The 22,971-nt window shown below is 66.2% G+C and carries 20 protein-coding genes and 1 pseudogene; 13 read left to right on the top strand and 8 right to left on the bottom strand.

Annotation, left to right across the window (positions count from 1 at the left end; all coding sequences use genetic code 11):
• Window positions 1-115: 115 nt before the first annotated feature.
• Entirely contained in the window at window positions 116-1,957 is a 1,842-nt protein-coding gene (locus AC2W7L_RS07890; protein WP_486004002.1) for a transketolase-like TK C-terminal-containing protein, read from the top strand.
• Window positions 1,958-2,197: 240 nt separating this feature from the next.
• Window positions 2,198-3,592 (top strand): NAD-dependent succinate-semialdehyde dehydrogenase, encoded by a 1,395-nt coding sequence (locus AC2W7L_RS07885; RefSeq protein ID WP_486004001.1) that lies wholly within the window; start codon window positions 2,198-2,200, stop codon window positions 3,590-3,592.
• 246 nt (window positions 3,593-3,838) lie between these two features.
• On the opposite strand, the gene AC2W7L_RS07880 is transcribed toward AC2W7L_RS07885, so the two are convergent.
• Window positions 3,839-4,495, bottom strand: a complete 657-nt coding sequence (locus tag AC2W7L_RS07880; protein ID WP_486004000.1) for a hypothetical protein — start codon at window positions 4,493-4,495, stop codon at window positions 3,839-3,841.
• A 132-nt stretch (window positions 4,496-4,627) separates the two neighbouring features.
• Between AC2W7L_RS07880 and AC2W7L_RS07875 the strand changes: the two genes are divergently transcribed.
• The 4 genes and pseudogenes from AC2W7L_RS07875 to AC2W7L_RS07860 all read left to right on the top strand — a co-directional run bounded on the left by AC2W7L_RS07875 (window position 4,628) and on the right by AC2W7L_RS07860 (window position 8,157).
• Entirely contained in the window at window positions 4,628-5,572 is a 945-nt protein-coding gene (locus AC2W7L_RS07875) for a class I adenylate-forming enzyme family protein (RefSeq protein ID WP_486003999.1), read from the top strand.
• Between the two features lie 35 nt (window positions 5,573-5,607).
• A pseudogene (locus AC2W7L_RS07870) lies at window positions 5,608-5,931 on the top strand (beta-ketoacyl synthase N-terminal-like domain-containing protein); the annotation flags it as partial.
• A complete protein-coding gene (locus AC2W7L_RS07865) occupies window positions 5,898-6,965 on the top strand; it encodes a beta-ketoacyl-[acyl-carrier-protein] synthase family protein (protein ID WP_486003998.1) in 1,068 nt (355 codons plus the stop codon). The pseudogene AC2W7L_RS07870 and the gene AC2W7L_RS07865, both read left to right, overlap by 34 nt.
• Complete coding sequence (locus AC2W7L_RS07860; RefSeq protein WP_486003997.1) at window positions 6,952-8,157, top strand: acyl-CoA dehydrogenase family protein; 1,206 nt, start codon at window positions 6,952-6,954, stop codon at window positions 8,155-8,157. The genes AC2W7L_RS07865 and AC2W7L_RS07860 overlap by 14 nt, the downstream gene beginning before the upstream one ends.
• Before the next feature lie 89 nt (window positions 8,158-8,246).
• On the opposite strand, the gene AC2W7L_RS07855 is transcribed toward AC2W7L_RS07860, so the two are convergent.
• On the bottom strand, window positions 8,247-9,782 hold the full coding sequence (locus AC2W7L_RS07855; protein WP_486003996.1) for a sodium:solute symporter family protein: 1,536 nt from the start codon (window positions 9,780-9,782) through the stop codon (window positions 8,247-8,249).
• 419 nt (window positions 9,783-10,201) lie between these two features.
• On the opposite strand from AC2W7L_RS07855, the gene AC2W7L_RS07850 reads away from it, so the two are divergent.
• From AC2W7L_RS07850 to AC2W7L_RS07840, 3 genes are all read left to right on the top strand, one after another.
• A complete protein-coding gene (locus AC2W7L_RS07850) occupies window positions 10,202-10,570 on the top strand; it encodes a type II toxin-antitoxin system RelE/ParE family toxin (protein ID WP_486003995.1) in 369 nt (122 codons plus the stop codon).
• Window positions 10,563-10,871: an addiction module antidote protein gene (locus AC2W7L_RS07845; RefSeq protein WP_009884979.1), complete on the top strand. Its 309-nt coding sequence runs from the start codon at window positions 10,563-10,565 to the stop codon at window positions 10,869-10,871. Before AC2W7L_RS07850 ends, AC2W7L_RS07845 begins: the two co-directional genes overlap by 8 nt.
• A gap of 269 nt (window positions 10,872-11,140) precedes the next feature.
• On the top strand, window positions 11,141-12,814 hold the full coding sequence (locus AC2W7L_RS07840) for an ATP-binding cassette domain-containing protein (RefSeq protein ID WP_486003994.1): 1,674 nt from the start codon (window positions 11,141-11,143) through the stop codon (window positions 12,812-12,814).
• A gap of 87 nt (window positions 12,815-12,901) precedes the next feature.
• Here the strand turns inward: AC2W7L_RS07840 and AC2W7L_RS07835 are convergent, their stop codons facing one another.
• From AC2W7L_RS07835 to AC2W7L_RS07815, 5 genes are all read right to left on the bottom strand, one after another.
• Window positions 12,902-13,552 (bottom strand): dihydrolipoamide acetyltransferase family protein, encoded by a 651-nt coding sequence (locus AC2W7L_RS07835; protein WP_486003993.1) that lies wholly within the window; start codon window positions 13,550-13,552, stop codon window positions 12,902-12,904.
• Window positions 13,437-14,375, bottom strand: a complete 939-nt coding sequence (locus AC2W7L_RS07830; protein ID WP_486003992.1) for a biotin/lipoyl-containing protein — start codon at window positions 14,373-14,375, stop codon at window positions 13,437-13,439. The genes AC2W7L_RS07835 and AC2W7L_RS07830 overlap by 116 nt, the downstream gene beginning before the upstream one ends.
• On the bottom strand, window positions 14,375-15,481 hold the full coding sequence (locus AC2W7L_RS07825) for an alpha-ketoacid dehydrogenase subunit beta (protein ID WP_486003991.1): 1,107 nt from the start codon (window positions 15,479-15,481) through the stop codon (window positions 14,375-14,377). The genes AC2W7L_RS07830 and AC2W7L_RS07825 overlap by 1 nt, the downstream gene beginning before the upstream one ends.
• Window positions 15,478-16,584, bottom strand: coding sequence for a pyruvate dehydrogenase (acetyl-transferring) E1 component subunit alpha (gene pdhA / locus AC2W7L_RS07820; RefSeq protein WP_486003990.1), 1,107 nt, complete (start codon window positions 16,582-16,584; stop codon window positions 15,478-15,480). The genes AC2W7L_RS07825 and pdhA overlap by 4 nt, the downstream gene beginning before the upstream one ends.
• Before the next feature lie 191 nt (window positions 16,585-16,775).
• Window positions 16,776-17,291: a YqeB family protein gene (locus tag AC2W7L_RS07815; protein WP_486003989.1), complete on the bottom strand. Its 516-nt coding sequence runs from the start codon at window positions 17,289-17,291 to the stop codon at window positions 16,776-16,778.
• Window positions 17,292-17,406: 115 nt separating this feature from the next.
• Between AC2W7L_RS07815 and AC2W7L_RS07810 the strand changes: the two genes are divergently transcribed.
• Window positions 17,407-18,018 (top strand): TetR/AcrR family transcriptional regulator, encoded by a 612-nt coding sequence (locus AC2W7L_RS07810; RefSeq protein WP_486004060.1) that lies wholly within the window; start codon window positions 17,407-17,409, stop codon window positions 18,016-18,018.
• Between the two features lie 172 nt (window positions 18,019-18,190).
• Window positions 18,191-20,146 (top strand): hypothetical protein, encoded by a 1,956-nt coding sequence (locus tag AC2W7L_RS07805; protein WP_486003988.1) that lies wholly within the window; start codon window positions 18,191-18,193, stop codon window positions 20,144-20,146.
• Between the two features lie 240 nt (window positions 20,147-20,386).
• On the opposite strand, the gene AC2W7L_RS07800 is transcribed toward AC2W7L_RS07805, so the two are convergent.
• Window positions 20,387-20,842, bottom strand: a complete 456-nt coding sequence (locus AC2W7L_RS07800; protein WP_025777249.1) for an Lrp/AsnC family transcriptional regulator — start codon at window positions 20,840-20,842, stop codon at window positions 20,387-20,389.
• 362 nt (window positions 20,843-21,204) lie between these two features.
• Between AC2W7L_RS07800 and AC2W7L_RS07795 the strand changes: the two genes are divergently transcribed.
• Entirely contained in the window at window positions 21,205-21,981 is a 777-nt protein-coding gene (locus tag AC2W7L_RS07795; RefSeq protein ID WP_486003987.1) for an electron transfer flavoprotein subunit beta/FixA family protein, read from the top strand.
• A gap of 11 nt (window positions 21,982-21,992) precedes the next feature.
• Window positions 21,993-22,970: an electron transfer flavoprotein subunit alpha/FixB family protein gene (locus AC2W7L_RS07790; protein WP_139906505.1), complete on the top strand. Its 978-nt coding sequence runs from the start codon at window positions 21,993-21,995 to the stop codon at window positions 22,968-22,970.
• Window position 22,971: the final 1 nt, after the last annotated feature.

Raw genomic sequence — 22,971 nt, 5'->3', positions numbered from 1 at the left:
TGGGCATCGGGGCGACCGCCCCGATTTGGGCGGCGCTGTCCCACCGCTACGTCTCCGACCGGTTCCCCGAGACCCCGGAGCCGGCCGTTTCTACTCCCTGCTCGGCGACGCGGAGATGGACGAAGGGGCGGTGTGGGAGGCGATCATCGATCCGGAGGTGCGCAGCCTCGGTGAGATCGTGTGGATCGTCGATCTCAACCGGCAGTCGCTCGACAGGGTCATTCCCGATGTCCAGATCCGCCGTCTGCAGGGCATGTTCGATGCCGCCGGGTGGCAGGTGCTCACCTGTCCGTGGGGGCGCCGACTCGAAGCCGTGTTCGCGGCCCCCGGCGGTGAGGCGCTCAAGAATCGGCTCGTGCAGATGCCCAATCCCGAATACCAGCGGCTGCTGCGCGCCCATCCGTCCGAGATCCACGACCGGCTGCTCGCGGGTCTCACCGACACCGAGGCGGCCGCCCTGTCCGCGGTCATCGACGGCTTCGACGCGGACGGTCTCGCTTCCCTCATCCGTGACCTGGGCGGACATGACCTCGGCCAACTCGTGTCGACGTTCGACGCCATCGACGACGACCGGCCGACGGTCGTCTTCGCCTACACGATCAAGGGCAAGGGGCTGGCCACGGAAGGCCATCCCGGCAACCATGCCGCGCAGCTGACCGAAGCGCAGATGCGCGAACTCGCTGCCGCCTCGGGGATGGACCTCGATGACCCTTGGGTCGCCTTCGCTCCGGACACCCCGGCCGGCCGATTCTGTGCCGAGACCGCGCAGCGGCTGCGGCGAGAGCCGGTCACCAACCATGCCGTGGCCGCGGTGCCTGCCGAACTGGGCTTCACCCCGCGACCGACGATCTCCACGCAGGCGGCGCTTGGCCGGTTCCTCTCCGACCTCAAGCACGTCGCCCCCGAGGTGGCCCAGCGCGTTGTGACCCTGTCGCCGGACGTCGCGACCTCGACAAACCTCGGCGGATGGATCAACAAGACTGGGATCTGGTCCCCGGCTGGCCGGCATGACTGGTTCTCCGATGACCGGGAACGGGTGCTGCGCTGGCAGGAGGGCACGAGCGGACAGCACATCGAACTCGGCATCGCCGAGGTCAATCTCGTCTCCCTGGCCGGAGAGCTCGGGTCCACCGGGCAGCGCTGGGGACAGCCGCTGCTGCCGATCGCCACGATCTACGATCCCTTCATCAACCGGGCCCTGGAACCCTGGACCTTCAGCCTCTACGCGGGTGGGCGTTCGATCATGGTCGGCACGCCCTCGGGTGTGTCGCTCGCGCCGGAAGGTGGGGCGCACCAGTCGTTCAACACACCCTCGGTGACTCTGGAGATCCCGGGCCTGACGAGCTGGGAGCCGGCCTTCGCCCAGGACCTCGAGTGGACCCTGCTCGAAGCGCTGCGCGAACTCGCCGACCCGGACGGCGACTCCGGCTACTTCCGGCTGACGACGCGGCCCGTGGCCCAGGAGCTCGCGAGCGTGCCCGAGGATCCGCTGCTGCGGGAACGCCGCCGTGACCAGGTCATCGCCGGCGGCTACCGGCTTTCGGCCAGACCGGCCGCCGAGGACGAGGTCACCCTCGTCGGCGCCGGGGCCATCATGACCGAAGTGATCGCGGCGGCGGCCCGACTGGAATCCCTGGGTGTGCGGGCCGGAGTCGTCTGCCTCAGCTCACCGTCGAAGGTGTTCCGGTCGGTGCAGGATCGGTCTCGGGTCCGCTCGAGTGTCCGCTCGGCCATCGCCGACGAGCTCTTCCCCGCCGAACATCCCGCACCGCTGGTCACCGTCCTCGACGGTCACCCGCACACTCTGGCGTTCCTGTCAGGGGTGCGCGGGGATCGCACACGGAACCTCGGCGTCACCGACTTCGGTCAGGCCTCCTCGGTGGGGGAGGCCCACGAGATCCACGGGATCGACACGGACTCTATCGTGCGCGCCGGGCTCGACCTCGTCGGTCGGTGAGTTCCCGCCGCCGGGCGGTTCGGATTTCGTCGTGATCGATTCGGAATCCGCACCGCCTCGGCGAGAGGACCATGGGCGATCGGGGACAGAGGATTCCCCCAGGTTTCGGCACTTGTTGCACGGGTCACGTATTGATAGCGTGGGTGGCAGGCATACGCATTCCGTCGATTCGGGCGGCAAAGAGGTATGCAATTGCTTCAGCGGCGCCAACAGGCGCGCACAAAGTCAAAGGAGTCTGGAATGAGCAACGTAGGCAGTTCTGCAGGCGGCTACCGTGTCGAGAACCCGGCCACCGGTGAAGTCGTCGAGAAGTTCGACAATGCCACCGACGAAGAGGTCCAGCAGGTCCTCGAATCCGCACACAAGGGCTACCTGAGCTGGCGCGAGAAGACGATGGAGGAACGCGCAGCGATCGTCAACAAGGTCGCCGCTCTCTTCGGCGAGCACAAAGAAGAGCTCGCGAAGATCATCGCTGAGGAGATGGGCAAGCCCACCGCGGAAGGAGAGGAAGAGGCCGAGTTCTGCGAGGCGATCTTCAACTATTACGCCGACAACGGACCGAAGTTCGCCGCCGATGAGCCGATCGAGTCGATGTCGGGCGGCAAGGCCTTCATCCAGCGTCGCCCGGTCGGTGCGCTGCTGGGCATCATGCCCTGGAACTTCCCGTACTACCAGGTCGCTCGCTTCGCCGCACCGAACCTCGTGCTCGGCAACACGATCATCCTCAAGCATGCGGAGATCTGCCCGCGCTCCTCGGCGAAGATCGCCGAGCTCATGAAGGAAGGCGGCATTCCCGAGGGTGTGTACAACAACATCTACGCCACTCATGAGCAGATCGAGACGATCATCGCTGATGACCGCGTCGAAGGTGTGTCCCTGACCGGTTCCGAGCGCGCCGGATCGGCCGTGGCCGCGACCGCGGGCAAGTACCTCAAGAAGGCCGTGCTCGAGCTCGGCGGTTCCGACCCCTACATCGTCCTCGACACCGATGATATGAACGAGGCCGTCGACACCGCCTGGGGCACCCGCCTGTACAACACCGGCCAGGTCTGCAACGCGAACAAGCGGATGATCGTCATGGACGACATCTACGACGACTTCGTGTCCGGACTGACCGAACGTGCCCAGTCCTGGGAGAAGGGCACCCCCGCCGAGGCGGGCGACGGGAAGTACTCGCCCCTGTCGTCGCGTTCGGCCGCCGAGAATCTGCGCAAGCAGCTCGACCGCGCCGTCGAGCAGGGTGCGACTCTCGTCGGCGGCGAACTCGCCGCCGACGGTTCGGCCTACGTCTCGCCTGCCGTGCTCACCGGAGTCACCTCGGAGATGGACGCCTACCGCGAAGAGCTCTTCGGTCCCGTGGCCACCGTGTACAAGGTCAGCAGCGATGACGAGGCACTGGCCCTGGCCAATGACTCTCGCTTCGGCCTCGGCGGCGCCGTGTTCGCTAAGGATGAGGAGCGCGCCGCGAAGCTCGCCCAGCGCCTCGACGTCGGCATGTCGAATGTCAACACCCCTGCCGGTGAAGGCGCGGAGATCCCGTTCGGCGGCACGAAGCGTTCGGGCTTCGGCCGCGAGCTCGGCCCCTACGGCATGGACGAGTTCGTCAACAAGCGCATGTACTACGTGGCTGACTGACTCGAGGTTGGCCTCAACCTTCGTCGAGAAACGGGATGGGTGTCGAGAAACGCGTGTGCGCATGCGTTTCTCGACACCCAGCCCGTTCTTCGCTGTCTTGAATGTGGGCCAGCCCTTTCTGCGTGGGCAGGGGTGTTCTCTGCGGGTGGATCCACCTCGAACTCTGCGCGGATGTCGCGGCGAAGCCATTCGCAGGAGGCACGTCGGCGGAGGACAACCCTGACCCACGGGCCGATCGAGCCGCTCCTATACTGAGGATCTGTGCCCGGGGCAGGCTGACGCCGGCTGAGGAATGGGCACGTGCTGGCCCGGAACGGGCCCGCGAGGAACGAGTTCGAGGAGGACGGAAATGCCCATCACGTCGAGGATCCTCGAGGTTGCGGCCGCCGATCCGGATCGGTTGGCGCTGGTGGGAAGCCCCTCCGGTGGATCTGCCTCGGACGAGAGCGCCGACTCTGCCGAGGGCGCACAAGTCCAGCGCTCCCTCACGTATGCCGAACTCGTCACGGACTCGGCCACGTTGTGCGCCGCCGTCGACGCCCTCCACGGCGCCCAGACCGCCCCGCCGGCGCCTGCTCCCGAAACCCAGGACATCCCGATCACGGCGGTGAGCCTCACCTCGGCGTTCGAGACCTCTCGCATCATCGCGGGCCTCGCCGGCTTTCGCGCGGTCTCGGCCACCATCGACCCCCGCTGGCCGCTGAGCCACCAGGTCGGAGTCATCACGACCACGGGAATCGGCCTCGTCATCAGCGACTCGGACGTCCTCGCCGAGGCGCTCGCCGCCGCCGGCTGGACCGGAACCGTCATCACCGCGGCCAAGCTGCATGCCTGCGAGGCCGCCGTCGATCCCGCCGATACGACCTCGCCGACCGTCCGCGAACCGTCCGAGCCGTTCCTCATGCTCTTCTCCTCCGGCACGACGAGCAACCCGAAGGCCTTCATCAAAACCCGCCAGCAGTACCGCGACAACGTGGCCGTGTCCTCGGCCCACCTCGAACCTTTCCCCGGGGTGGCCACCTGGCACCGGGCCCCGTGTCCTACAGCCTCACCCTCTACGCCGTCATCGAAAGCCTCGCCACCGGCGGCAGCGTCCACGTCGCCGATGACTTCGACCCCTTCACCATGGGCTCGCGCATCACCGACGAAGCCATCACCCGCATCGTCGCCGTGCCCGCCGTGGTCAAGGCCCTCGCCGAGGCGGCCCGCCGAACGCCGGCCCGCTTCCACGGTCTCGACCTCGTCGTCACCGGGGGAGCGAATCTGCCGGCATCCATCCGTTCGGCACTCGCCGAGGTCCTCCCCGACACCCGTCTGATCAGCTACTACGGTGCCGCCGAGATCGGATTCATCGGCGACAGCCGTGACGGCGACGGCACCTGGATCTCGATCTACGACACCATCAGCGTCGAGGTCCGTGACGAATCCGGTGCCCGCCTGCCCGACGGAGTCATCGGCACGGTCTGGATCAGGGCCGCCGCCTGCTCGGACGGCTATGTCACCGGCACCACCGATGCTCAGCTGCGGCGCCCCGACGGCTGGGCCACGGTCGGTGACCAGGGACGGATCGAGAACGGACTCCTCCAGCTCGCCGGACGGGCCGGCGACATCGCGATCACCGGAGGACACAAGGTGTCCCTGCCCGAGGTCGAGCGAGCCTTCGAGGAATTCGACCGCGGGGATCGCCGGTCGGAGCGGGGCCGCCTCGGCGAGGTCTGCGCGATCGCACTGCCCGACGACGGTCTCGGCAGCATCGTCGCCCTCGTCATCGAACCGGCCTCCGACTCCGCAGGCGGAGCCGGCACCTCGAGCAGGCCCGACAAAGCAGCACTGCTCGACCACGCCCGGGCGGAACTGGCCCCGCAGTTCGTGCCGCGACGGTTCTACTTGCTCGACCGGCTGCCGCGGACCGTCGGCGGGAAGATTCGCCGCCACGAAACCGTTGACCTGGTCATGAGCGGAAAGGCACAGCGGCTGTGAACGCATCCCGGAGCAATCGGCACTGGACAGATGGCATGCGCGACGTCGTCATCACCGGACTCGGCGCCATCACTCCGAGCGGTCAGAATCCCGAAGCCCTCTGGCAGTCAGTGCGGGACGGCATCAGCGCCATCGACGTCCTCGCAGGGGAGCGGTTCGACGACCTTGCAGTGCGGATCGGCGGGCAGATCACGGACTTCGACGCCGAGGCGGTCCTGCCCCGGGCGCTCGCCCGCCGTCTCAGCCCCGTCCAGCACTGGGCCATCGCCGCCGCCGACCAGGCGCTCGACCACGCGGGAGTCCCCGCCCCGGCCGAGGAGCTGCCGTGGGACCGCGACCGTGTGGCCGTCATCGCCGCCACCGGTTCCGGGCCCGTCGACGCCATGCAGGAGGCCACCCGTGCCCTCGATGCAGACGGCCCCAGATCCGTGCCGCTGACCCTGTCCATCCACGTGCACCGGATTCCGCGGCCGCGCTCATCAGCCAGCGCTTCGACCTGCGCGGGCCTGGGCAGGGAGTCTCGGCGACGTGTGCTTCAGGGGCGATCGGCCTCGGCGAGGCGATGCGCCGCATCCGCCACGGCTATGCCGATGCCGTGCTCGTCGTCGGCATGGAGGACTGCCTCGGTCCGGTCAATCTCGCCTCGAACGCGAACATGCGCGCGCTCGCCGCCGGATTCGAAGGCGATCCGACCGCCGCCAGCCGACCCTTCGACCAGGGCCGCAACGGCTTCGTCATGAGTCAGGGTGCGGCCGCGATCCTCCTCGAATCCGCCGACTCCGCGGCCTCACGTGGGACGACGCCGTTGGCCGAGCTCGCCGGATTCGGCGCCGCCAGCGATGCCCACCACCCGACGAACCCGCATCCGCAGGGACGGGGAGCCGCCTCGGCGGTGGTCCAGGCTGTGAGCGATGCTGGGCTGGAACCCGGCGATATCGACCACATCAACGCCCACGCCACGGGCACACCGGCCGGCGACCGAGCCGAACTCGCAGCCTTCGACTCCGCCCTGGGGGAGGTCGGACGGACGATTCCGATCTCGGCGACGAAATCGACGACGGGGCACCTGCTCGGCGCATCGGGGGTCGTCGAGGCGATCATCGCGATCATGTCGATGCGTGATCAGACGCTGCCCCCGACGCTCAACCTCGACGACAACGAATTCCCCGAATGGAATATCGTCGCAGGTCACGCCCGTGAGATGGGTGGTGAACCGAACCTCGCCGAGGCGGCCGGCGACACTGTGCTGTCCACGTCGTTCGGCTTCGGCGGGCACAACGGCGCGATCATCCTGCGCCGCACCGCGCAGACCGCGACACCCTCGACTGACGCGACCGACCCTCGACAGACGCAGACGACCCCTCGACGAAGGAGAGCCGATGACCGACCGTGAGACACGTGTGAGCGAGCTCGCCGCGCGGTACCTGCCCGATGATGTGCTCGAACGATTCCGCGAACGAGCCGATGTCTATGACCGGGAGAACCGATTCTTCGACGAAGACCTCGCCGAACTCACGGAACTCGGCTATCCTCAGCTGTTCGTCCCGCAGTCGCATGGCGGGCCAGGGCTGAGCCTGTTCGAGGTCTCCCGACTTCAGCAGCGGCTGGCATCGGCAGCCCCGGGAACGGCGCTGGCCATCAACATGCACCTCATGACCACCGGAGTGGTCAAGGCGCTGGCCGACCGCGGCGACGACTCGCTGAACTGGGTGTTCGACGAGGTCAGGGCCGGTGAGATCTTCGCCTTCGGCATCTCCGAGCCGTCGAACGACTGGGTCCTGCAGGGCTCGAACACCGAGGCGGTGCCGACGGCCGACGGCGGATACGAACTGACCGGGGTGAAGATCTTCACCTCGCTGTCTCCCGTGTGGACCAGGCTCATCGTCCACGGTGCCGTGGCCTCCGACGACGACGGGATCGCCGGTCCCGATGCGGACGAGCCGGCCGAGGGGCGGCTCGTGTACGGATTCATCGAACGCGATGCACCCGGGATCACGGTCTCCGACGAATGGGATGTGCTGGGAATGCGGGCCTCGCAGTCGCGGGCGACGATCCTCGACCACGTGCCGATGAAACCCGAACGGGTCTCACGCGTCATCCCCGCCGGCAAGCACCCCGATCTGCTCACCTTCGCGATCACGAGCAACTTCCAGCTGCTCATCGCCGCCGTCTACGCCGGAGTCGCGGCCCGTGCGCTCGAGCTGGGCGCAGCCGGGCTGCACAACCGGAAGTCCGCGAAGGCCGGCGTCACCTTCGCCGAGGTGCCCGAAGCTCGGACCCGCCTGGCCGATGCGCACCTTGACTTCATGCCCGTGACCGCGATGATCGATGCCTACGCTCGGGACTTCGACGACCTCGTCGACCACGGCGCCGGCTGGCCGCTGCGCCTGGTGGGGGCCAGGATCAAATCGGCCGAGGCGGCCCGCCGCAGCGCGGAGGCCGCGCTCATGTGCACGAGCGGCAGCGGGTTCGGCAACAAGCACGAGCTCTCGCGCCTCTTCCGCGATGCCACGGCCGGACTCTTCCACCCGCCGAGCGCGGATGCGGCACGTCCGATGTACGCGGCAGCGCTGCTCGACGGGTGAGCTCGCTTCCGCTCAGTCAACGCGAAACTCGAAAAAGTCGTCGCCAGTGACGACCTTTTTGAGATTCGCGCTGATCGAGGGGCTCGCACCTACAACGCCGCCGCCTCGGTGCGCGTCTGCCGCTGGGCTTTCGGCACCCACCGTGGGTCCGGCTTGGCCAGAGTGACGATGACGACCACGATGAGGTTCGCCGCAACAGCCCACAGGCCGCCGTTGATTCCGAGCAGCGGGTCGAGTCCCGTGTAGTGGAGGGCGACCATGACGACGGACCCGACGACGAGGCCCCCGGCCGCCGCCTGCTTGCTCATGCGCGGCCAGTACAGGGACAACAGCGCGGCCGGCACGACCTGCGCGAGTCCTTCATAGCTGAGCACGGAGAGCTCGACGAGCGCATCCGGCATGAGCAGGCTCATGATCAGGGCGATGATGCCGACGGCCAGGCACACCCACTGGGACAGTGTCTTCTGCCGCAGGCCCCGTGCGTTCAGCTGCTCAGGCGTCATCGAAGCGGCGTTCTTCGGTCCGGCCAAGCCGCCGCCCAATACGGTCCGTCCCCACATCGAGCCGATCGAGAGCATGTACACGCTCATTGGCACGATCGCGGAGAGCGCGCCTGCGACGCCGATGATCGCGACGATCGGCGCGGGCAGGGAATCGATGACGACGGAGAACAGGGCCAGGTCGGCGTCTTTGAGGGCAGGGACGACGAAGAGTGCAGCCACACCGACCATCATCGGCACGAGGAGCAGCAGCTGATACCACGGCAGAATGATCGAGTTGCGCCGCAGAGCATTCGCCGAGGTGCCCGACAGGTAGCCGGCGATCGACGTGGGGAACACGGTGATCGTGATCCCGTTGAGGATGATCGTCGAGATGAACCATGCACCCCCGTAGATGCCGTCGCCTGCACCGGGGAAGGTCAGCCACTGAGACTTCTCACTCACGACGCGGTCAAGCAGAGGAGCCAGTCCGTCGAAATAGTGCAGCGGAACGTAGATCGCGAGGAACGCAACAGCGAGGATGACCAGCCCGTCCTTGAGGACGCTGACCCAGGCGGAACCGCGCAGTCCGGAGAAGAGGATGAACGCCTCGGCGACGATGAAGGAGACGATGGCGGCGACCTTGAGGTCGATCGCGCCGTAGCTCATCGCGTTGACGACTGCACCCATGCCCTGAATCTGCAGCTGGATATAGGGGACGATGAAGATCGTCGCGAGGACAGCCACGAGGATCGCCAAACCGCGTGAGCGGAAGCGATGTTCGACGATGTCGGAGAGGCTGACGAGCTTGTGCCGGGCAGCATAGGTCCAGAACAGCGGTCCGACGAGGTAGGCGACGACGAGCCCGATGCTCAGATACCCGATGAGGTAGAGGATCGGCACGCCGTAGGAATACGACCAGCCGGCAGTGCCGAGGAACGAGAAGCTCGTATAGGTCTCACCGGCCATGAGCAGCAGGATGAAGACGACGCCGAGCCCGCGCCCGGAGACCGACCATTCGTCGAGGGACTTCTCGCGCCGCGGCCGGACCAGACCCCGATGCCGATGGTGGCGAGCATGGCGAGACCGAAGATGAGGCAGGCGATGATCGCGGAGGTGCTCATTTCTCGACCTCCTCGATCTCATAGTCCTCACCGAATGCGACATCGGAGGGGATGTGCTCGGGCAGATCGTGCCGGTAGTACCGGTCGCAGCGAGCGGTCATCCACACGAAGAGCCAGGTGAAGGATCGTGACCGCGATCGTATAGGTGAGGATGAAGGGCAATCCGGCGACGCGCGGCTCGACCGAGTTCGCCACGACCGGGGTGAGGACGTAGAGGATGACGGGAACGATGAGGAGGACCAGCGAATACCGCCGCCGAGGTGGCCCTGACGTTGGGGCCGAATCGTCAGATTGCGATATGAGCGACCTTCTTTCACTCGACACCGGCAGCCGGTCGGCAGCCTCGGCAAGGTTAGTGCCGTGAGTCACAGACGAAATGGCCGTCCGAAGTGTGGAATCGGAGAGCTATGCTGACGGAGATGACCGAGCAGTCAGCTGACAATGTGGATCCTGGTGCAGCGCAAAAGTGTCAGATATAATCGACACGTGGCTGTTGTTCGAACTACCCGAACATTTGATCGTTGGCTCAGGGGCCTCAAGGATGAGAAAGCTCGTGTCCGCATTCTGCTTCGACTGGATCGGCTTGCGCACGGGAATCCTGGCCAGGTGGCACCGATCGGAAACGGGTTGTCTGAACTCAAGATCAATTCCGGTCCCGGTTACAGGATCTATTTCCTTCAGAGCGGGTCTGAGTTGGTCGTGCTGCTCTGCGGTGGTGACAAGTCGACGCAGGGTAAGGACATAGCCGCTGCGAAGAAGCTTGCTGATACTTGGAAGCTGGACCAGAGGAAGGAGGGTGGACATGACTGACGACGTGAAGTATCCGATCTTCGACGCCGCTGATCACATTGCCACTGCCGATGATGCCGCGATCTTGCTGGAGACGGCCCTTGAAGATGCCGCGGATGACCCAGGTGCCCTTCCGGCGGCGCTCGGCATCATCGCTCGATCAGGAAATATGAGCGACCTGGCTCGCCGAGTCGGCATGAGCCGCGACGGCCTCTACAGGGCGTTGTCGGAGGATGGAAATCCGACCTGGTCAACAGTCCTGCAAGTGACCAAGGCGCTGAACCTGCGGGTTGAGATCCATCCGGAGCCGCGCTCGGCCTGATCGTCTGGACCTGGAATGGCTGGAACTTCGACCACACCGCTCGCCCTGTCGTTTGGGACGACCCCGCCAGTGGCTCGCTGTCCCCGGGACTAATACAGAAATATCTCGCTGTTAGAATTGGTGCCATGAACTTCGGTATGCCCTCCAGAAGGCTCCGCAGCCGCCGCTGACGGCGGCGGGACCCTTCACATCACTCTCGTGCGCCGTCCTGGCCCTCGCCGGACGGTGGTTTTATGCTGTCCGGCTCCACGACGAGCTGAAAGACCACGATGCCGAAATCAACATCTTCATCCCCCGAACTCGACCTGCCCGCAGGATCTGCCGCACACATCCGCGCCGAAGGCATTCACATCATGCGCGGCGACCGCGAGATCCTCACCGGTCTCTACCTGACGGTCTCTGTCGGTACGCGACTGGCTGTCGTCGGCGAGAACGGCAGCGGCAAGACGACCTTGCTCCACGTCCTCGCCGGTACGCTTCCTCCCGACCAAGGAGTGCTGAGGCGGTCAGGTACCGTCACCCTGCTCGAACAGGCCCTTGACGCCGATGACAACCGCACAGTCGGCGACCTCATCAATGAGTCCCTGAGCCAGGAGAAGGCCGCATTGGCCGCTCTCGACGCAGCCGGCGAGGCGATGGCACGAGACGAACCCGGGGCAGACGAGGCCTTCACCCACGCCCTTGAATGGGCGACCCGCCTCGACGCATGGGACGGTGAGCGTCGCATCGACACGGCACTGTCGGGGCTGTCCGCGTGCTCGGACCGGACGCGGAGCCTCGCGAGCCTCTCGGTGGGCCAGCGGTACCGGGTGCGTCTGGCCGTCGTCCTCGGCTCGAGCACGGACATCCTGCTTCTCGACGAACCGACGAACCACCTCGACGCCCAGTCACTGGCGTTCCTCACCGAGCGACTGCGCACCCGACACGGCGGATTCGCCCTGGTCAGCCATGACAGGGCGCTGCTTCACGATGTCGCCGACGAATTCCTCGATCTCGACCCGAGTCGCGACGGACGCCACCGGAACTACTCCGGCGGCTACCGCGGATGGGTGGCGGGGAAACGTCGGGACCGTGAGAAGTGGGAGCAGGACTACCTCGCCGAGGTGGCCGAGCACGCCCGACTGTCCGAAGCCGCCGATGACGCCCGATCTCGATTGAGCACGGGGTGGCGTCCGCCGAAGGGAACCGGCAAGCACACTCGCGCGACGAGGACCGCCGGCGTCGTGCAGGCCTTCAACCGTCGCGTCGAAGACCTCGAACGGCACGCCGTGGAAGTGCCCGAACCGCCTCTGCGTCTGCAGTGCCCGGACGTATCGGAATCCGAGGACGAGCGGTGGGAAGCGGAAGGCTGCTCACTGCTGGCAGCGGAATCGGTCACCGTTGAAGGGCGGATGAGGCAGACGGTGTCTCTGAGCATCGCTCCCGGCGACCGCCTGCTCATCACCGGCGCGAACGGCACCGGCAAGTCGACGCTTCTCGACGTCCTCACCGGCCGTCTCGATCCGAGTTCCGGAGAGGTGCACAGACATCCGCAGGCACGGGTGGAGTTGCTCAGTCAGGAGGTTCCCGAATGGAACGCCGCCGACACCGCCGCCCGTGTGTTCGAGGACTATGTACTACGGTCGTCGCTGTCCGGCGACCTTACCCTGCAGGACCTCGGGCTGCTTTCGGCGGATGACTCGACGATACCGGTCCACCGACTTTCGCAGGGTCAGCAGCGCAGACTCCAGCTGGCGATGTGTCTGGCAGTCGAACCCGACGTGCTCATCCTCGATGAACCGACGAACCACCTGTCCGCCTCGCTGGTCGACGAACTCACGGAGTCCTTCGGGACCGCCTCGGCGGCGCTCATCGTCGTCACCCACGACCGGCAGATGTTGGCGGATCTCGCGGACTGGCCGCGTCTCGACATCGGAAGAGCAGCAGCGCCGCTCGGTGCCTGAGTTCGTCCCCGCTCAGTCAACGCGAAACTCGAAAAAGTCGTCGCGAGTGACGACTTTTTCGAGCTTCGAGTTGATCGAGAGCGCTCGTCAGAGCTCGGGCAGCAACGAGATCGGGTTCTCGATGCAGTCGGCCACGAAGGTGAGGAACTCGCTCGGCTCCTGACCGTCACACGCCCGGTGGTCGAAGACGAACGACAGGTACATCACCTTGCGCACGGTCAGCTCACCGTCGACGACCCACGGGCGGTCCTTGATCCGGCCGAGGCCGAGCATGGCCACCTCGGGGAGATTGATGATCGGGGTCGAACCGTCGACGCCGAACACCCCGTAGTTGTTCAAGGTGAACGTGCCGCCGGAGAGCTCGGACGGATCGAACTTGCCCGAGGCGGCCTTCCCGACGGTCTCGGACACGGAGTCGCGCATCTGCCTCAGACTCATCTCGCCGGCCCCGTGGACGACGGGAACCATGAGCCCGCGCGGGGTCTGCGCGGCCAGACCGAGGTTGATGTCACCATGGGTGACGATCTCGCCGGCGGCTGTATCGATCGAGGAGTTGATGATCGGGTACTTCTTCAGCCCGGCCACGACGAAGCGAGCGACGAGGGACAGCAGCGAATACTTCTCACCCGTGCGCGCCTCGAGCGCGCGCTTCGTGTTCAGCAGCTCGGTGGCGTCGACATCGAGCCAGATCGTCGCCTCGGGGATCTCCTGCCGCGACCGGGTCAGGCGTTCGGACACGACCTTCCGCAGCCCCGTGATCGGGGTGCGAGTATCGCGGTCGGTCTGGCCGACAGAGGCAGGCACCGTCGCCGAGGTGGATGTTCCCGAGGCGGGCACGCTCGCCGAAGCGGCAGTCCGTTCCGCCCCCATGTGAGGCCGGGACTCCCGCGGGGACGCGTGTGGCGGCTGCGCCCTCCCCAGATTCGATGGCGGCAAGTACGTCGGACCTGGTCACGACCCCGCCGGGGCCGGTGCCGGGCAGATGCTTGGCACTGATGCCGTGGTCCTTCGCAAGCTTGCGCACGAGGGGTGAGGACACGGGGGAGACGCGGTCGTTCGCAGTCGTCGATGACGTATCGGTGGCGGACGACGCGAACGCTGCGGTGGACGACGCGACCGGTGCGGCTGCATGCTTGCCGCCGAACGAGCGCTTCTTCGTCGAGCGGGTCTTCGGTTCGGAGGTGCCGTAGCCGATGAGGTTCGCACCGCTCGACTCGGGATGTCCGCCATCTGCGCTCGCGCTCGCCGCCTCGCCACCATCCGACGCCGGCGCATCGCCCCCAGCCCCCGCCTCGGCGACCGAAAGCAGCGCCTGACCTGCACTGACGGTGTCCCCGGCGTTCGCGTGAAGGCTGACGATGCGTCCGGCGTACGGGCAGGGGAGCTCGACGACGGACTTCGCGGACTCGACCTCGACGACCATCTGATCGACGTGGACCTCATCGCCGATCTCGACCTTCCAGGAGATCAGCTCCGCCTCGGTGAGGCCCTCACCGAGGTCGGGAAGGATGAACTCGCGCGTACCCGTGTCGCGCATACCTGCACTCAGATCAGCACTCATCACAGCTCCCAATCCCAGGACTCGAGCGCATCGAGCACGCGTTCGATGGTGGGCAAGTAGAACTCCTCGAGCTTCGGCGACGGATACGGCACGTCGAACCCGGTGACCCGCAGGATCGGGGCCGACAGATAGGTGAAGTTGCGTTCGGTGAGGCGGGCGGCCACCTCGGCGCCGTATCCGCCGAACTGGGCGGCCTCGTGGATGATCGCCGTGCGCGAGGTCTTGCGCACAGACTGAGACACCGTCTCGTCGTCGAACGGCGAGAGCGTGCGCAGGTCGATGACCTCGATGGACAGTCCGTGCTCGGCTCCCGCCTCGGCGGAATCCAGCGCCGTCCGCACGGTCGGTCCATAGGCGAGCAGGGTGGCGTCGGTGCCCTCGCGGATGACCTGAGCGCGGATCATCGGTGCCGTGGACACGGGCAGGCTCAGCGTCTCCTTCATCCAGTACCGCGACTTCGGCTCCATGAACACGACCGGATCATCGGAGGCGATCGACTCGCGCAGAAGCGAATACGCATCGGCCGGATTCGACGGCGTGACGACGGTCAGACCCGGCGTCGACGTCCAATAGGCCTCGGACGAATCCGAGTGATGCTCGACCCCGCCGATGTCGCCGGCATAGGGAATCCGGATCGTGATCGGCAGGCTGACCCGGCCTTTCGTCCGGTTCCGCATCTTCGCCGCATGGGACACGATCTGCTCGAACGCAGGGTAGGCGTAGGCGTCGAACTGCATCTCGACGACCGGGCGCATCCCGTTCATCGCCATGCCGATCGCGGTGCCGATGATGCCGGACTCCGCAAGTGGGGAATCCCATACTCGGTTCGACCCGAATTCGGCCCGCAGTCCTTCGGTGACCCGGAAGACCCCGCCGAGGCGGCCGACATCCTCACCGAAGATGAGCACAGTGTCGTCGTCGGCCAGGGAGTCCCGCAGGGCTTGGTTGAGTGCCTTCGTCATCGTCACCGAGGACGCGGCGGGGCCGGCCTCGGGGGCCCGCGCAGTGCCGGGCGCGGTGTCGCCCTTTGCCGAGGCGGCTGTGGCGGTTTCGTCGTTCATCTCAGTCGAATCAGTGTCCGGGTCGATGCCTGTTTCAACGCTCATGCGCGGCCTGCCGCGGCGAGTTCGGTTTCGAGGACCTGCTGCTGTTCGGCAAGAGCCGTGCGCGGGCTCGCGTAGACGTGCGCGAAGAGTTCGCGCGGGTCGATTTCGGCCTCGGTGTTCATCGCATCGCGAACGGACGCGGCCAGGGTCTCGGCCGCCTCGGCGATCTCCTCGACGCCGGCATCGTCGAGGGCACCGGTCTGTCGCAGGTACTTCTCGAGACGGTCGATGGGATCGAACTGCTTCCAGTGCTCGACCTCCTCGGTGTCACGGTACTTCGTCGGATCGTCGGAGTTCGTGTGCGACTCCATCCGGTAGGTGAGGCACTCGATGAGGGTCGGACCATCTCCGTTGCGACCGCGCGCCAGCGCCGCGGAGACGGCGGCGAATACGGCGGCGACGTCATTGCCGTCGACGCGCAGGCCCGGCATTCCGTAGCCGGCGGCCCGGTCGGCGAGCATCGTCGCATTCGTCTGCTCCCGCAGGGGAGTGGAGATCGCGTACTGGTTGTTCTGCAGCACGAAGACCGTCGGGGTCTGCCACACGGAGGCGAAGTTGAATGCCTCGTGGGTGTCGCCTTCGCTGCTGGCGCCGTCGCCGAGGAAGGTCAGGGTCGCTGTGTCCTCGCCCTTGAGCTTCGCGGCCATCGCGAATCCCGTGGCATGAAGGGTCTGCGTTGCCAGCGGTGTCGCCGCAGGTGAGGCGTGATATTCGTGCGGGTCGAAACCGCAGTGCCAGTCCCCGCGGAAGGCGGCGAGGATCTCGGCCACGGGCACACCGCGGGTCAGCAGCGCTGCCGAATCGCGGTAGGTGGGGAAGAGCCAATCGTTCGGGGCCAGCGCGGTGGTGGCCCCCACCTCGGCGGCTTCCTGACCTGCCGCGGAGGGGTAGGTCGCGAGCCGACCCTGCCGGGTCAGGTGCGTGACCTGCGCTTCGAACCGGCGGACGAGGACCATCTGCCGGTAGAGACCGGTGAGGGTGGCATCGCTGGGGATCCGCAGCCCTTCGGTCGGAGTGTCGGTGAGCCGGCCATCTGCGCCGATGAAGCTGATCGGCTGCAGCTGGGGCAGTGAGCGGCCTGTGGTGGGAACGTCAATGGTCATGGCCCCATGGTGGCGTGAGCCGAGTCACGATTCCATGGCCAACGTGCAGGTGAGGACGGGCGGCCAAACGTGTCGCGAACTCGGGACGAAGGGACCGGTTCCGGCAGGCCGAGTGGACGTTTGGCTGGGCGAGGAGGCGGGAGTAGGTCGGAGGGGAGAGGCGCCGGTCGGAGGGGGCGGCGTCGTGGCCCTCAGATCTCGCCCCACCGGTATCCGCGGGAGGTGAAGGCCTCGGCGATCGCGTCCTTCTTGCCCTCGACGTCGCCCTTGAAAGCTTGATGCCCGCCCTTGGTGACGACGACCAGCTTGCCGTCGGCGAAGTATGCGGTCGAGAACGAGGCGCGGGAGATGTGCAGCGGATGGTTGTCGTCTCGTCCGATGGTGATTCCGTGGTCGTCGACGTGCAGGGGTGTCGACGAGGCGGCGATGGCGAAGGTGGCGATGAGTCCGAGCGCCCCGCCGATGATCGGCCGAGCGATGACGACCCAGGCCTGGTCGAACCGGCTGAGCTTCTCGATGACGTCCCCGAAGGGGATGGGGAATGTCGCGGCAATCGATCCGAGAGCTGGGAGGAAGAATCCGAGCGCCACACCGATGCCGATGCACACGAGGCCGATGACGACGACGTCGGTCCGACTGAGCGCGAACGTCTCAGAGGCATGCGGCCGCTGGGCGGTGAAATCGTTCTTCTGTTGGGGCTGATTCATCGTGTGCTCAATCCTCGAAGGTGTTTTGGGTACTTCATAATACCAAAGTGGAACAAGCTTGTTCCACAAGTAGACTGCTCTGTATCGTTCAACGAATCAGGGAGGGGTAGTGCCGATGCAGGGCATGCGTCGATTGGGCCGAGACGCCCTGGTCAGCGAGGCGCTGACCCAGCTTGCCGCGAAACCGCAGGCGTCGATGATCGAGCTCTCGCAGTCGATCGGCGTCGGCCGCACCACTCTTTACCGACATTTCGGTGATCGGGAGGCGCTCGTCGGTGCGGCGGCGAGGCTTGGTGCCCGACGATTCGGTGAGGCGGTCATGAAGGCCCGTCCTGGCGAAGGGGCCGGGCTGGCTGCGCTCGAACGGATCTGTGCAGAGCTGTTCACTCTGCCCGATGTGCTCACCCTGCTCTTCACCGACAACCCGATCATCACCGATGAGACCTTCGCCGAGGCGGCCGCCGAGTCCCGCGCGGATGCCGAGGCTCGGACGGGTGCGGACGCCGAGGACGATCCGCTCGAAGCCGTCATCGCGAGAGGGCAGGCGGACGGTTCCATCGATGACGGCGTACCGATCGGCTGGGCGGCAGCGTTCGTCTACCTCACCATCGGCTCCGGGCACCTCTACAGCGTGAGCGTCGGCGTCGACGATCCGACCGCACGCGCCCAGTCTCTCGAGCTGACCATCAGGGCGGTGCGGAAGACCCTCGCTTCTCCGGGAGGCTGAGCGCTGACCAGGGCGTGAACACCGACCGGGCCCGCAGACCTGTGTTCGGTACCGCCGACTCCCGAAATGTGATCTCGGCAAAGCCGTGGGGCCATGCCGGGCCGGTTGTGCGGCAGACGAGGTCGGACTTGTTACCGTTATTGCTTCAGTTCATCCTCGGCAGGAGCAGTGCGTGTCTACTTTCTTCGACAGTCCCGAATTCCACGGTATGGCAGCGGGCGGCAATGTCAGCCACAGCCCCGGCATGGGCGATCGGACGATGCGGGAGCTGGCACCGTACCTCAAAGCCGAAGGCATCGACATCGACGATCCGAATGCGGATTTCACCGAAGCCGACTTCCACGCAGCTATGGAAAAGGCACAGGGGGCGTACAACCACCGACTCTTCAACCCGGCCGGCGCCCACCGCGGACTGGCACTGGGGAAGCTGCGGTCCTTCGCCCTTGCCTTCGCCGAGGGCGATATCGAACGCGCCGAGGCTGTTGTGGCCTCCCTGCCGTCCGACCCTGAGGACTTCGCCCCGAGCGTCGCCCAGGTGACCGGAGCGGCCATGGGCCTGGTCGACGAATGGTTCACCGACGAAACTCACGGACCGAAGCTCGGCGGAGTGATGGCACCGAAGTGGCCTGCGAAGAAGTCCCGTGCCGTAGCCCGCGACATCCTGGCCCTGGCGCATAAGGGACGCGTCGTCGACAGTCTCGACCGCCTCATCACCAGCAACAGCGGACGACCCGTCCTCGAAGGGTCCATGCTCGCTGTGGCCGCCGCGGTCGTGCGGCTGACCAAGAGGGACAAGGTCTCGGAGCAGGACGTCGTCGAGGATCTCATGCCCCTCGGCGGTTATCCAGAACCGGTCGCCGGCACCTACGGCACGACGAATCGAATCGTCCAAGGGGCCCAGGATGCCCCGGATGCTCAGGGAACCCCTGCCATGGAACAAGACCTGCCGGAGTGGCTCGGCGGTTCGAACGCTGCCGATGATGCAGCCGGTGCGGCCGCTGACTCGTCGGGCATCGACGAGCGCATGGACGAGGTCGAGAAGACTGTCTACGAGATGCCACTCTACCAGCGCTTTCGCGACTGGCTGGCCGAGACCTACGACGATGTCAACGAGGACTCACAGGTCTTCGACATCGCCCACCTCCTCTTCTGCATCGCCGTGTCCTCCCGCGCAGATATCGACGAGCCGGAGGGAATCGACGACCTCCTCGACGTCCTCGAAAGCTTTGGAGCCGACGGGCAGGAGGAATCCGAGAAGACCGATGGCGAATCGCCTTCGACGGTGATCTTCCTCGACAGCATCGAAGCCCTCGACAACTACCTCCGGTTCCGCATCGACACCGACGAGACTCCTGAACGCTGGAAGGCCGCTCGCGCCCGAGTCGAGGTTGCGAGCATGCGCACCGACCCGCTGCCATCGGCGCTCATGGCCGCCGTCGAAGCCAATGCCCTGAACGAGGAGGAGCTCGCGCAGCCCTTGCCGCACAACCACCTCGTTGCGGGCGCGGTCGGCATCCTCGAATGGATCGGCGACTCCCGACAGGTGACCGGAACGGGGCGGGTGAAGCGCGCAGATATCGCCGAGGCGGCCGGAAAGTTCGGCATCAACGCCGTCGGAGTCGCGTCGAACGCCCGGTACGAAGACGGCGTGAACTATGCGCGCAGCGCCGATGAGGTGCCCGTCCTCGAAGCGATGTGGGCCGTTATGCAGAGTGCGGAGATCATCGAGATCACCGGGACGAAGGTCCGGCCCGCCGGCGCTGCCGACCAGTGGCGCTCAGGCGAGGTCAGCGCGGACGCCGCGCTGCCGGTCATCGGTGCGTTCATCTACGAACGGCTCCTCGATGTGGTCAACCTCGTCCCCGGAGAAGACTTCGCGGCCCCGGCGATCACGATCGCCCAGCGCCTCATCGAGATCATCACTCCCGATTCCGCACCGGAACGTCCCGAACTCGACATCGACGAGGAGCGTGAGAAACGGCTCTCCACACTGCTGGCCGACGAGTTGCAGGAACTCGCCGAGCTCGGACTCCTGAGAGTCGACGGTGAAGCCTTCTCCGTCGAGCCGGTGTACCGGCGCATCGTCGCCGGGGCCGGGCTCATGCTGCTCGCGGGACCGGCTGAATAGGAGCCCGGCGAAAAAGTCAGCACCAAACTGTTGTGCACTCCCGAACCCCGGGTTAGGCTAGCCTATGAGAGTTACGCAACGCGGGTCTTTCCTAAGGCGGTTGACACGCTAGCTTGAAGTGTTGGATACGGCGTGCGCGGTTCTCTCTGTTTCACGTCATGAAGCCCTCGGCGCAAATTCCGGCGCCGGGGGCTTCGCTCTGTCAGCAGTGAGTGGGGTCAGAAGCGAGTGGGGAGGTCTTCATCCCGCGCCGGGACGGCGGCCTTCGGCCTCGTCGAGGATGAGCAGCGAGCGGGAGGAGACGACTCCGGCCACCTCGTGGATGCGGCGCAGGATCACCTGCGACAGCGCAGTGTTATCCGGGGCATTGACCGTCACCAAGGCGTCGATATCCCCGCTGACGGCTTGGACCTTCTCGACGAATGGAAGGGCTGCCAGGTCGTCACGGACCTGCGGCCAGGGGCGCTCGCCGATCTTGACGACGACGACCGCGGTCACGGTCATGCCGAGGGCCTCGCGGTCCACCTCGGCGGTGAATTTTCTGATCGCGCCGGATTCGATGAGGGTGGTGAAGCGCTTGTGCGCAGCCGAGCGGGAGATATGGACGCGTTCGGCCAGCTGACGCACGCTCAGCCGCGAATCCTCGACAAGGGCAGCGATGATGCTGCGGTCGATGTCGTCGAGGTCGAAAGCCACGGGGAGCTCCTTCACCATTGATGTCTGCGTCTGGTCTGGGACCTCTGCGTCCAGCCTGCTCGGATGCACTCGCGCGGAGAGGCGGCGATGTCCACCGGGAGGAATGGTCGGTCTCCTTCCCATTCTAGGGCCCCGCCTCGGCGAGGGAATCCGGCGTGATTGCGGAATCCGACGCATTGGACAAATTCTGTCGATCGTTCGTACAGTAACGGAGATATCTGTGGTGCCTACCACGTACCATGGGTGATGGACATGACCGGTTCCGACTGGACCCGGTCAACGGACGGAAATCAGTCACCTGTAGATTATGAGACGAAAGTCTCACGCAGCTGGAACTGCTTCACGAACCTAAGGAGACATCCTTGAAGATCGCGGTGTTGGTCAAAGAGGTCCCGGATACGTACGGCGACCGCAAGCTGAACTTGGAAACCGGGCTCGCCGATCGTGGCGCCTCGGAAGCCGTCCTCGACGAGATCGGTGAGCGTGCCCTCGAGGTCGCCCTGACGCAGAAGGACAGCGACGGCGACACCGAGGTGACCGTCATCTCGATGGCGCCCGATACCGCGACCGCCACGATCCGCAAGGGTCTGGCTATGGGCGCCGACAATGCCGTGCACGTGGCCGATGAAGGTTTGGCCGGTGCGGATCTGGGCCTGACCGCCGAGGTGCTCGCTGCGGCTCTGCGCCGCGGTGAGTTCGACCTCGTCGTGACCGGCAACGTCTCCACCGACGGCAACGGCGGCATGATGCCGGCGATGCTCGCCGAGCACCTCGACTACCCACACGTGACCGGTCTGTCGACCGTCGAGCTTGCCGATGGCAAGGTCTCGGGCACTCGCGGCGTCGAAGGCGGCCAGCAGCAGGTCTCGGCCGAACTGCCCGCCGTCATCTCCATCACCGAGGCGCTCCCCGAAGCCCGCTTCCCCAACTTCAAGGGCATCATGGCTGCAAAGAAGAAGCCCTTCGAGGTCATCAGCCTGTCCGATCTCGACATCGATGCCGAGGACCAGTCCGTGGCTCGCTCGATCATGGTCACCGTCGCCGAGAAGCCGCCGCGCGAAGCCGGCGAGAAGGTCGTCGACGAAGGCAACGGCGGAGTCGAACTCGCCGAATACCTCACCAAGAACCGTCTGGCCTAAGGAGAATCGTCATGTCAGAATTCCCACAGGATTCCATTCTCGTCGTCCTCACCGCCGATGCCGAAGGCCAGCTGGAGAAGCCGGCCGCCGAACTGCTCGGCGGCGCCGCTGAGATCGGCTCGCCCGTCGCCCTCGTGCTCGCCGCCGGCAGTGCCGACGCTGCTGCCGAGAAGGCCGCCGAGCTCGGCGCCGTGGCGACCCTGACCGCCGCAGCCACCGAGGGCAACCTCGGCACTGCGGCCGTCGACGCCGTCGCCGCAGCCGCGGAGCTCACCGCTCCCGACGCCGTTCTCGTGCCCAATACTCTCGACGGTCGTGACATCGCCGGTCGCTACGCCGTGCGCAGCGGATCGGCTGTGTCCGTCGACGCCACCGGACTCGAACGCGACTCCGAGGGCATTGTGGCCAACCACTCTGTCTACGGCGGCGGCTACACCGCTTCCTCGGCCCCGACTTTCGGTGCCCCCATCGTCACCGTGCGCCTGGGCTCGATCGAGGCTCGCGCGGAAGCGCAATCCGCGAACACGCAGGCTCTCGAGGTCGCCGACTCCGGTAAGCGCTCGGCTGCGATCGACTCGTTCGAAGCCGTTGTCGAAACCTCTTCACGTCCCGAGCTGCGCGGTGCGCAGAAGGTCGTCTCCGGTGGTCGCGGCGTCGGTTCGGAGGAGTCCTTCGAGCTCGTCGGCGAATTCGCCGACACCCTCGGCGCTGCCGTCGGCGCCTCCCGCGCGGCCGTCGACGCCGGCTACATCGCCCAGTCGCACCAGGTCGGGCAGACCGGTGTATCGGTGTCCCCGCAGCTCTACGTGGCTCTCGGCATCTCCGGCGCAATCCAGCACAAGGCCGGAATGCAGACCTCGAAGACCATCGTCGCGGTCAACAAGGACGCCGAAGCACCGATCTTCGACATCGCCGACTTCGGCGTCGTCGGTGACCTGTTCAAGGTCGTTCCCCAGGCCATCGAATCACTGAACGAGAACAAATCCTGAT

This window comes from Brevibacterium sp. LAARM3_SD1, assembly GCF_057364765.1.
This window is presented reverse-complemented; position numbering and strand designations above follow the sequence as displayed.

Bases quoted from the DNA above. Each gene is read 5' to 3' on its own strand.
- AC2W7L_RS07885 (WP_486004001.1), top strand. From the start codon at position 2,198: ATGAGCAACGTAGGCAGTTCTGCAGGCGGCTACCGTGTCGAGAACCCG.
- pdhA (WP_486003990.1), bottom strand. From the start codon at position 16,584: ATGACCATTGACGTTCCCACCACAGGCCGCTCACTGCCCCAGCTGCAG.
- AC2W7L_RS07830 (WP_486003992.1), bottom strand. From the start codon at position 14,375: ATGAGTGCTGATCTGAGTGCAGGTATGCGCGACACGGGTACGCGCGAG.
- AC2W7L_RS07880 (WP_486004000.1), bottom strand. From the start codon at position 4,495: ATGAGGAACGGCTCGGACGGTTCGCGGACGGTCGGCGAGGTCGTATCG.
- AC2W7L_RS07890 (WP_486004002.1), top strand. From the start codon at position 116: ATGGACGAAGGGGCGGTGTGGGAGGCGATCATCGATCCGGAGGTGCGC.
- AC2W7L_RS07845 (WP_009884979.1), top strand. From the start codon at position 10,563: ATGACTGACGACGTGAAGTATCCGATCTTCGACGCCGCTGATCACATT.
- AC2W7L_RS07850 (WP_486003995.1), top strand. From the start codon at position 10,202: ATGTGGATCCTGGTGCAGCGCAAAAGTGTCAGATATAATCGACACGTG.
- AC2W7L_RS07840 (WP_486003994.1), top strand. From the start codon at position 11,141: ATGCCGAAATCAACATCTTCATCCCCCGAACTCGACCTGCCCGCAGGA.
- AC2W7L_RS07825 (WP_486003991.1), bottom strand. From the start codon at position 15,481: ATGAGCGTTGAAACAGGCATCGACCCGGACACTGATTCGACTGAGATG.
- AC2W7L_RS07790 (WP_139906505.1), top strand. From the start codon at position 21,993: ATGTCAGAATTCCCACAGGATTCCATTCTCGTCGTCCTCACCGCCGAT.
- AC2W7L_RS07855 (WP_486003996.1), bottom strand. From the start codon at position 9,782: ATGAGATCGAGGAGGTCGAGAAATGAGCACCTCCGCGATCATCGCCTG.
- AC2W7L_RS07815 (WP_486003989.1), bottom strand. From the start codon at position 17,291: ATGAATCAGCCCCAACAGAAGAACGATTTCACCGCCCAGCGGCCGCAT.
- AC2W7L_RS07810 (WP_486004060.1), top strand. From the start codon at position 17,407: ATGCAGGGCATGCGTCGATTGGGCCGAGACGCCCTGGTCAGCGAGGCG.
- AC2W7L_RS07860 (WP_486003997.1), top strand. From the start codon at position 6,952: ATGACCGACCGTGAGACACGTGTGAGCGAGCTCGCCGCGCGGTACCTG.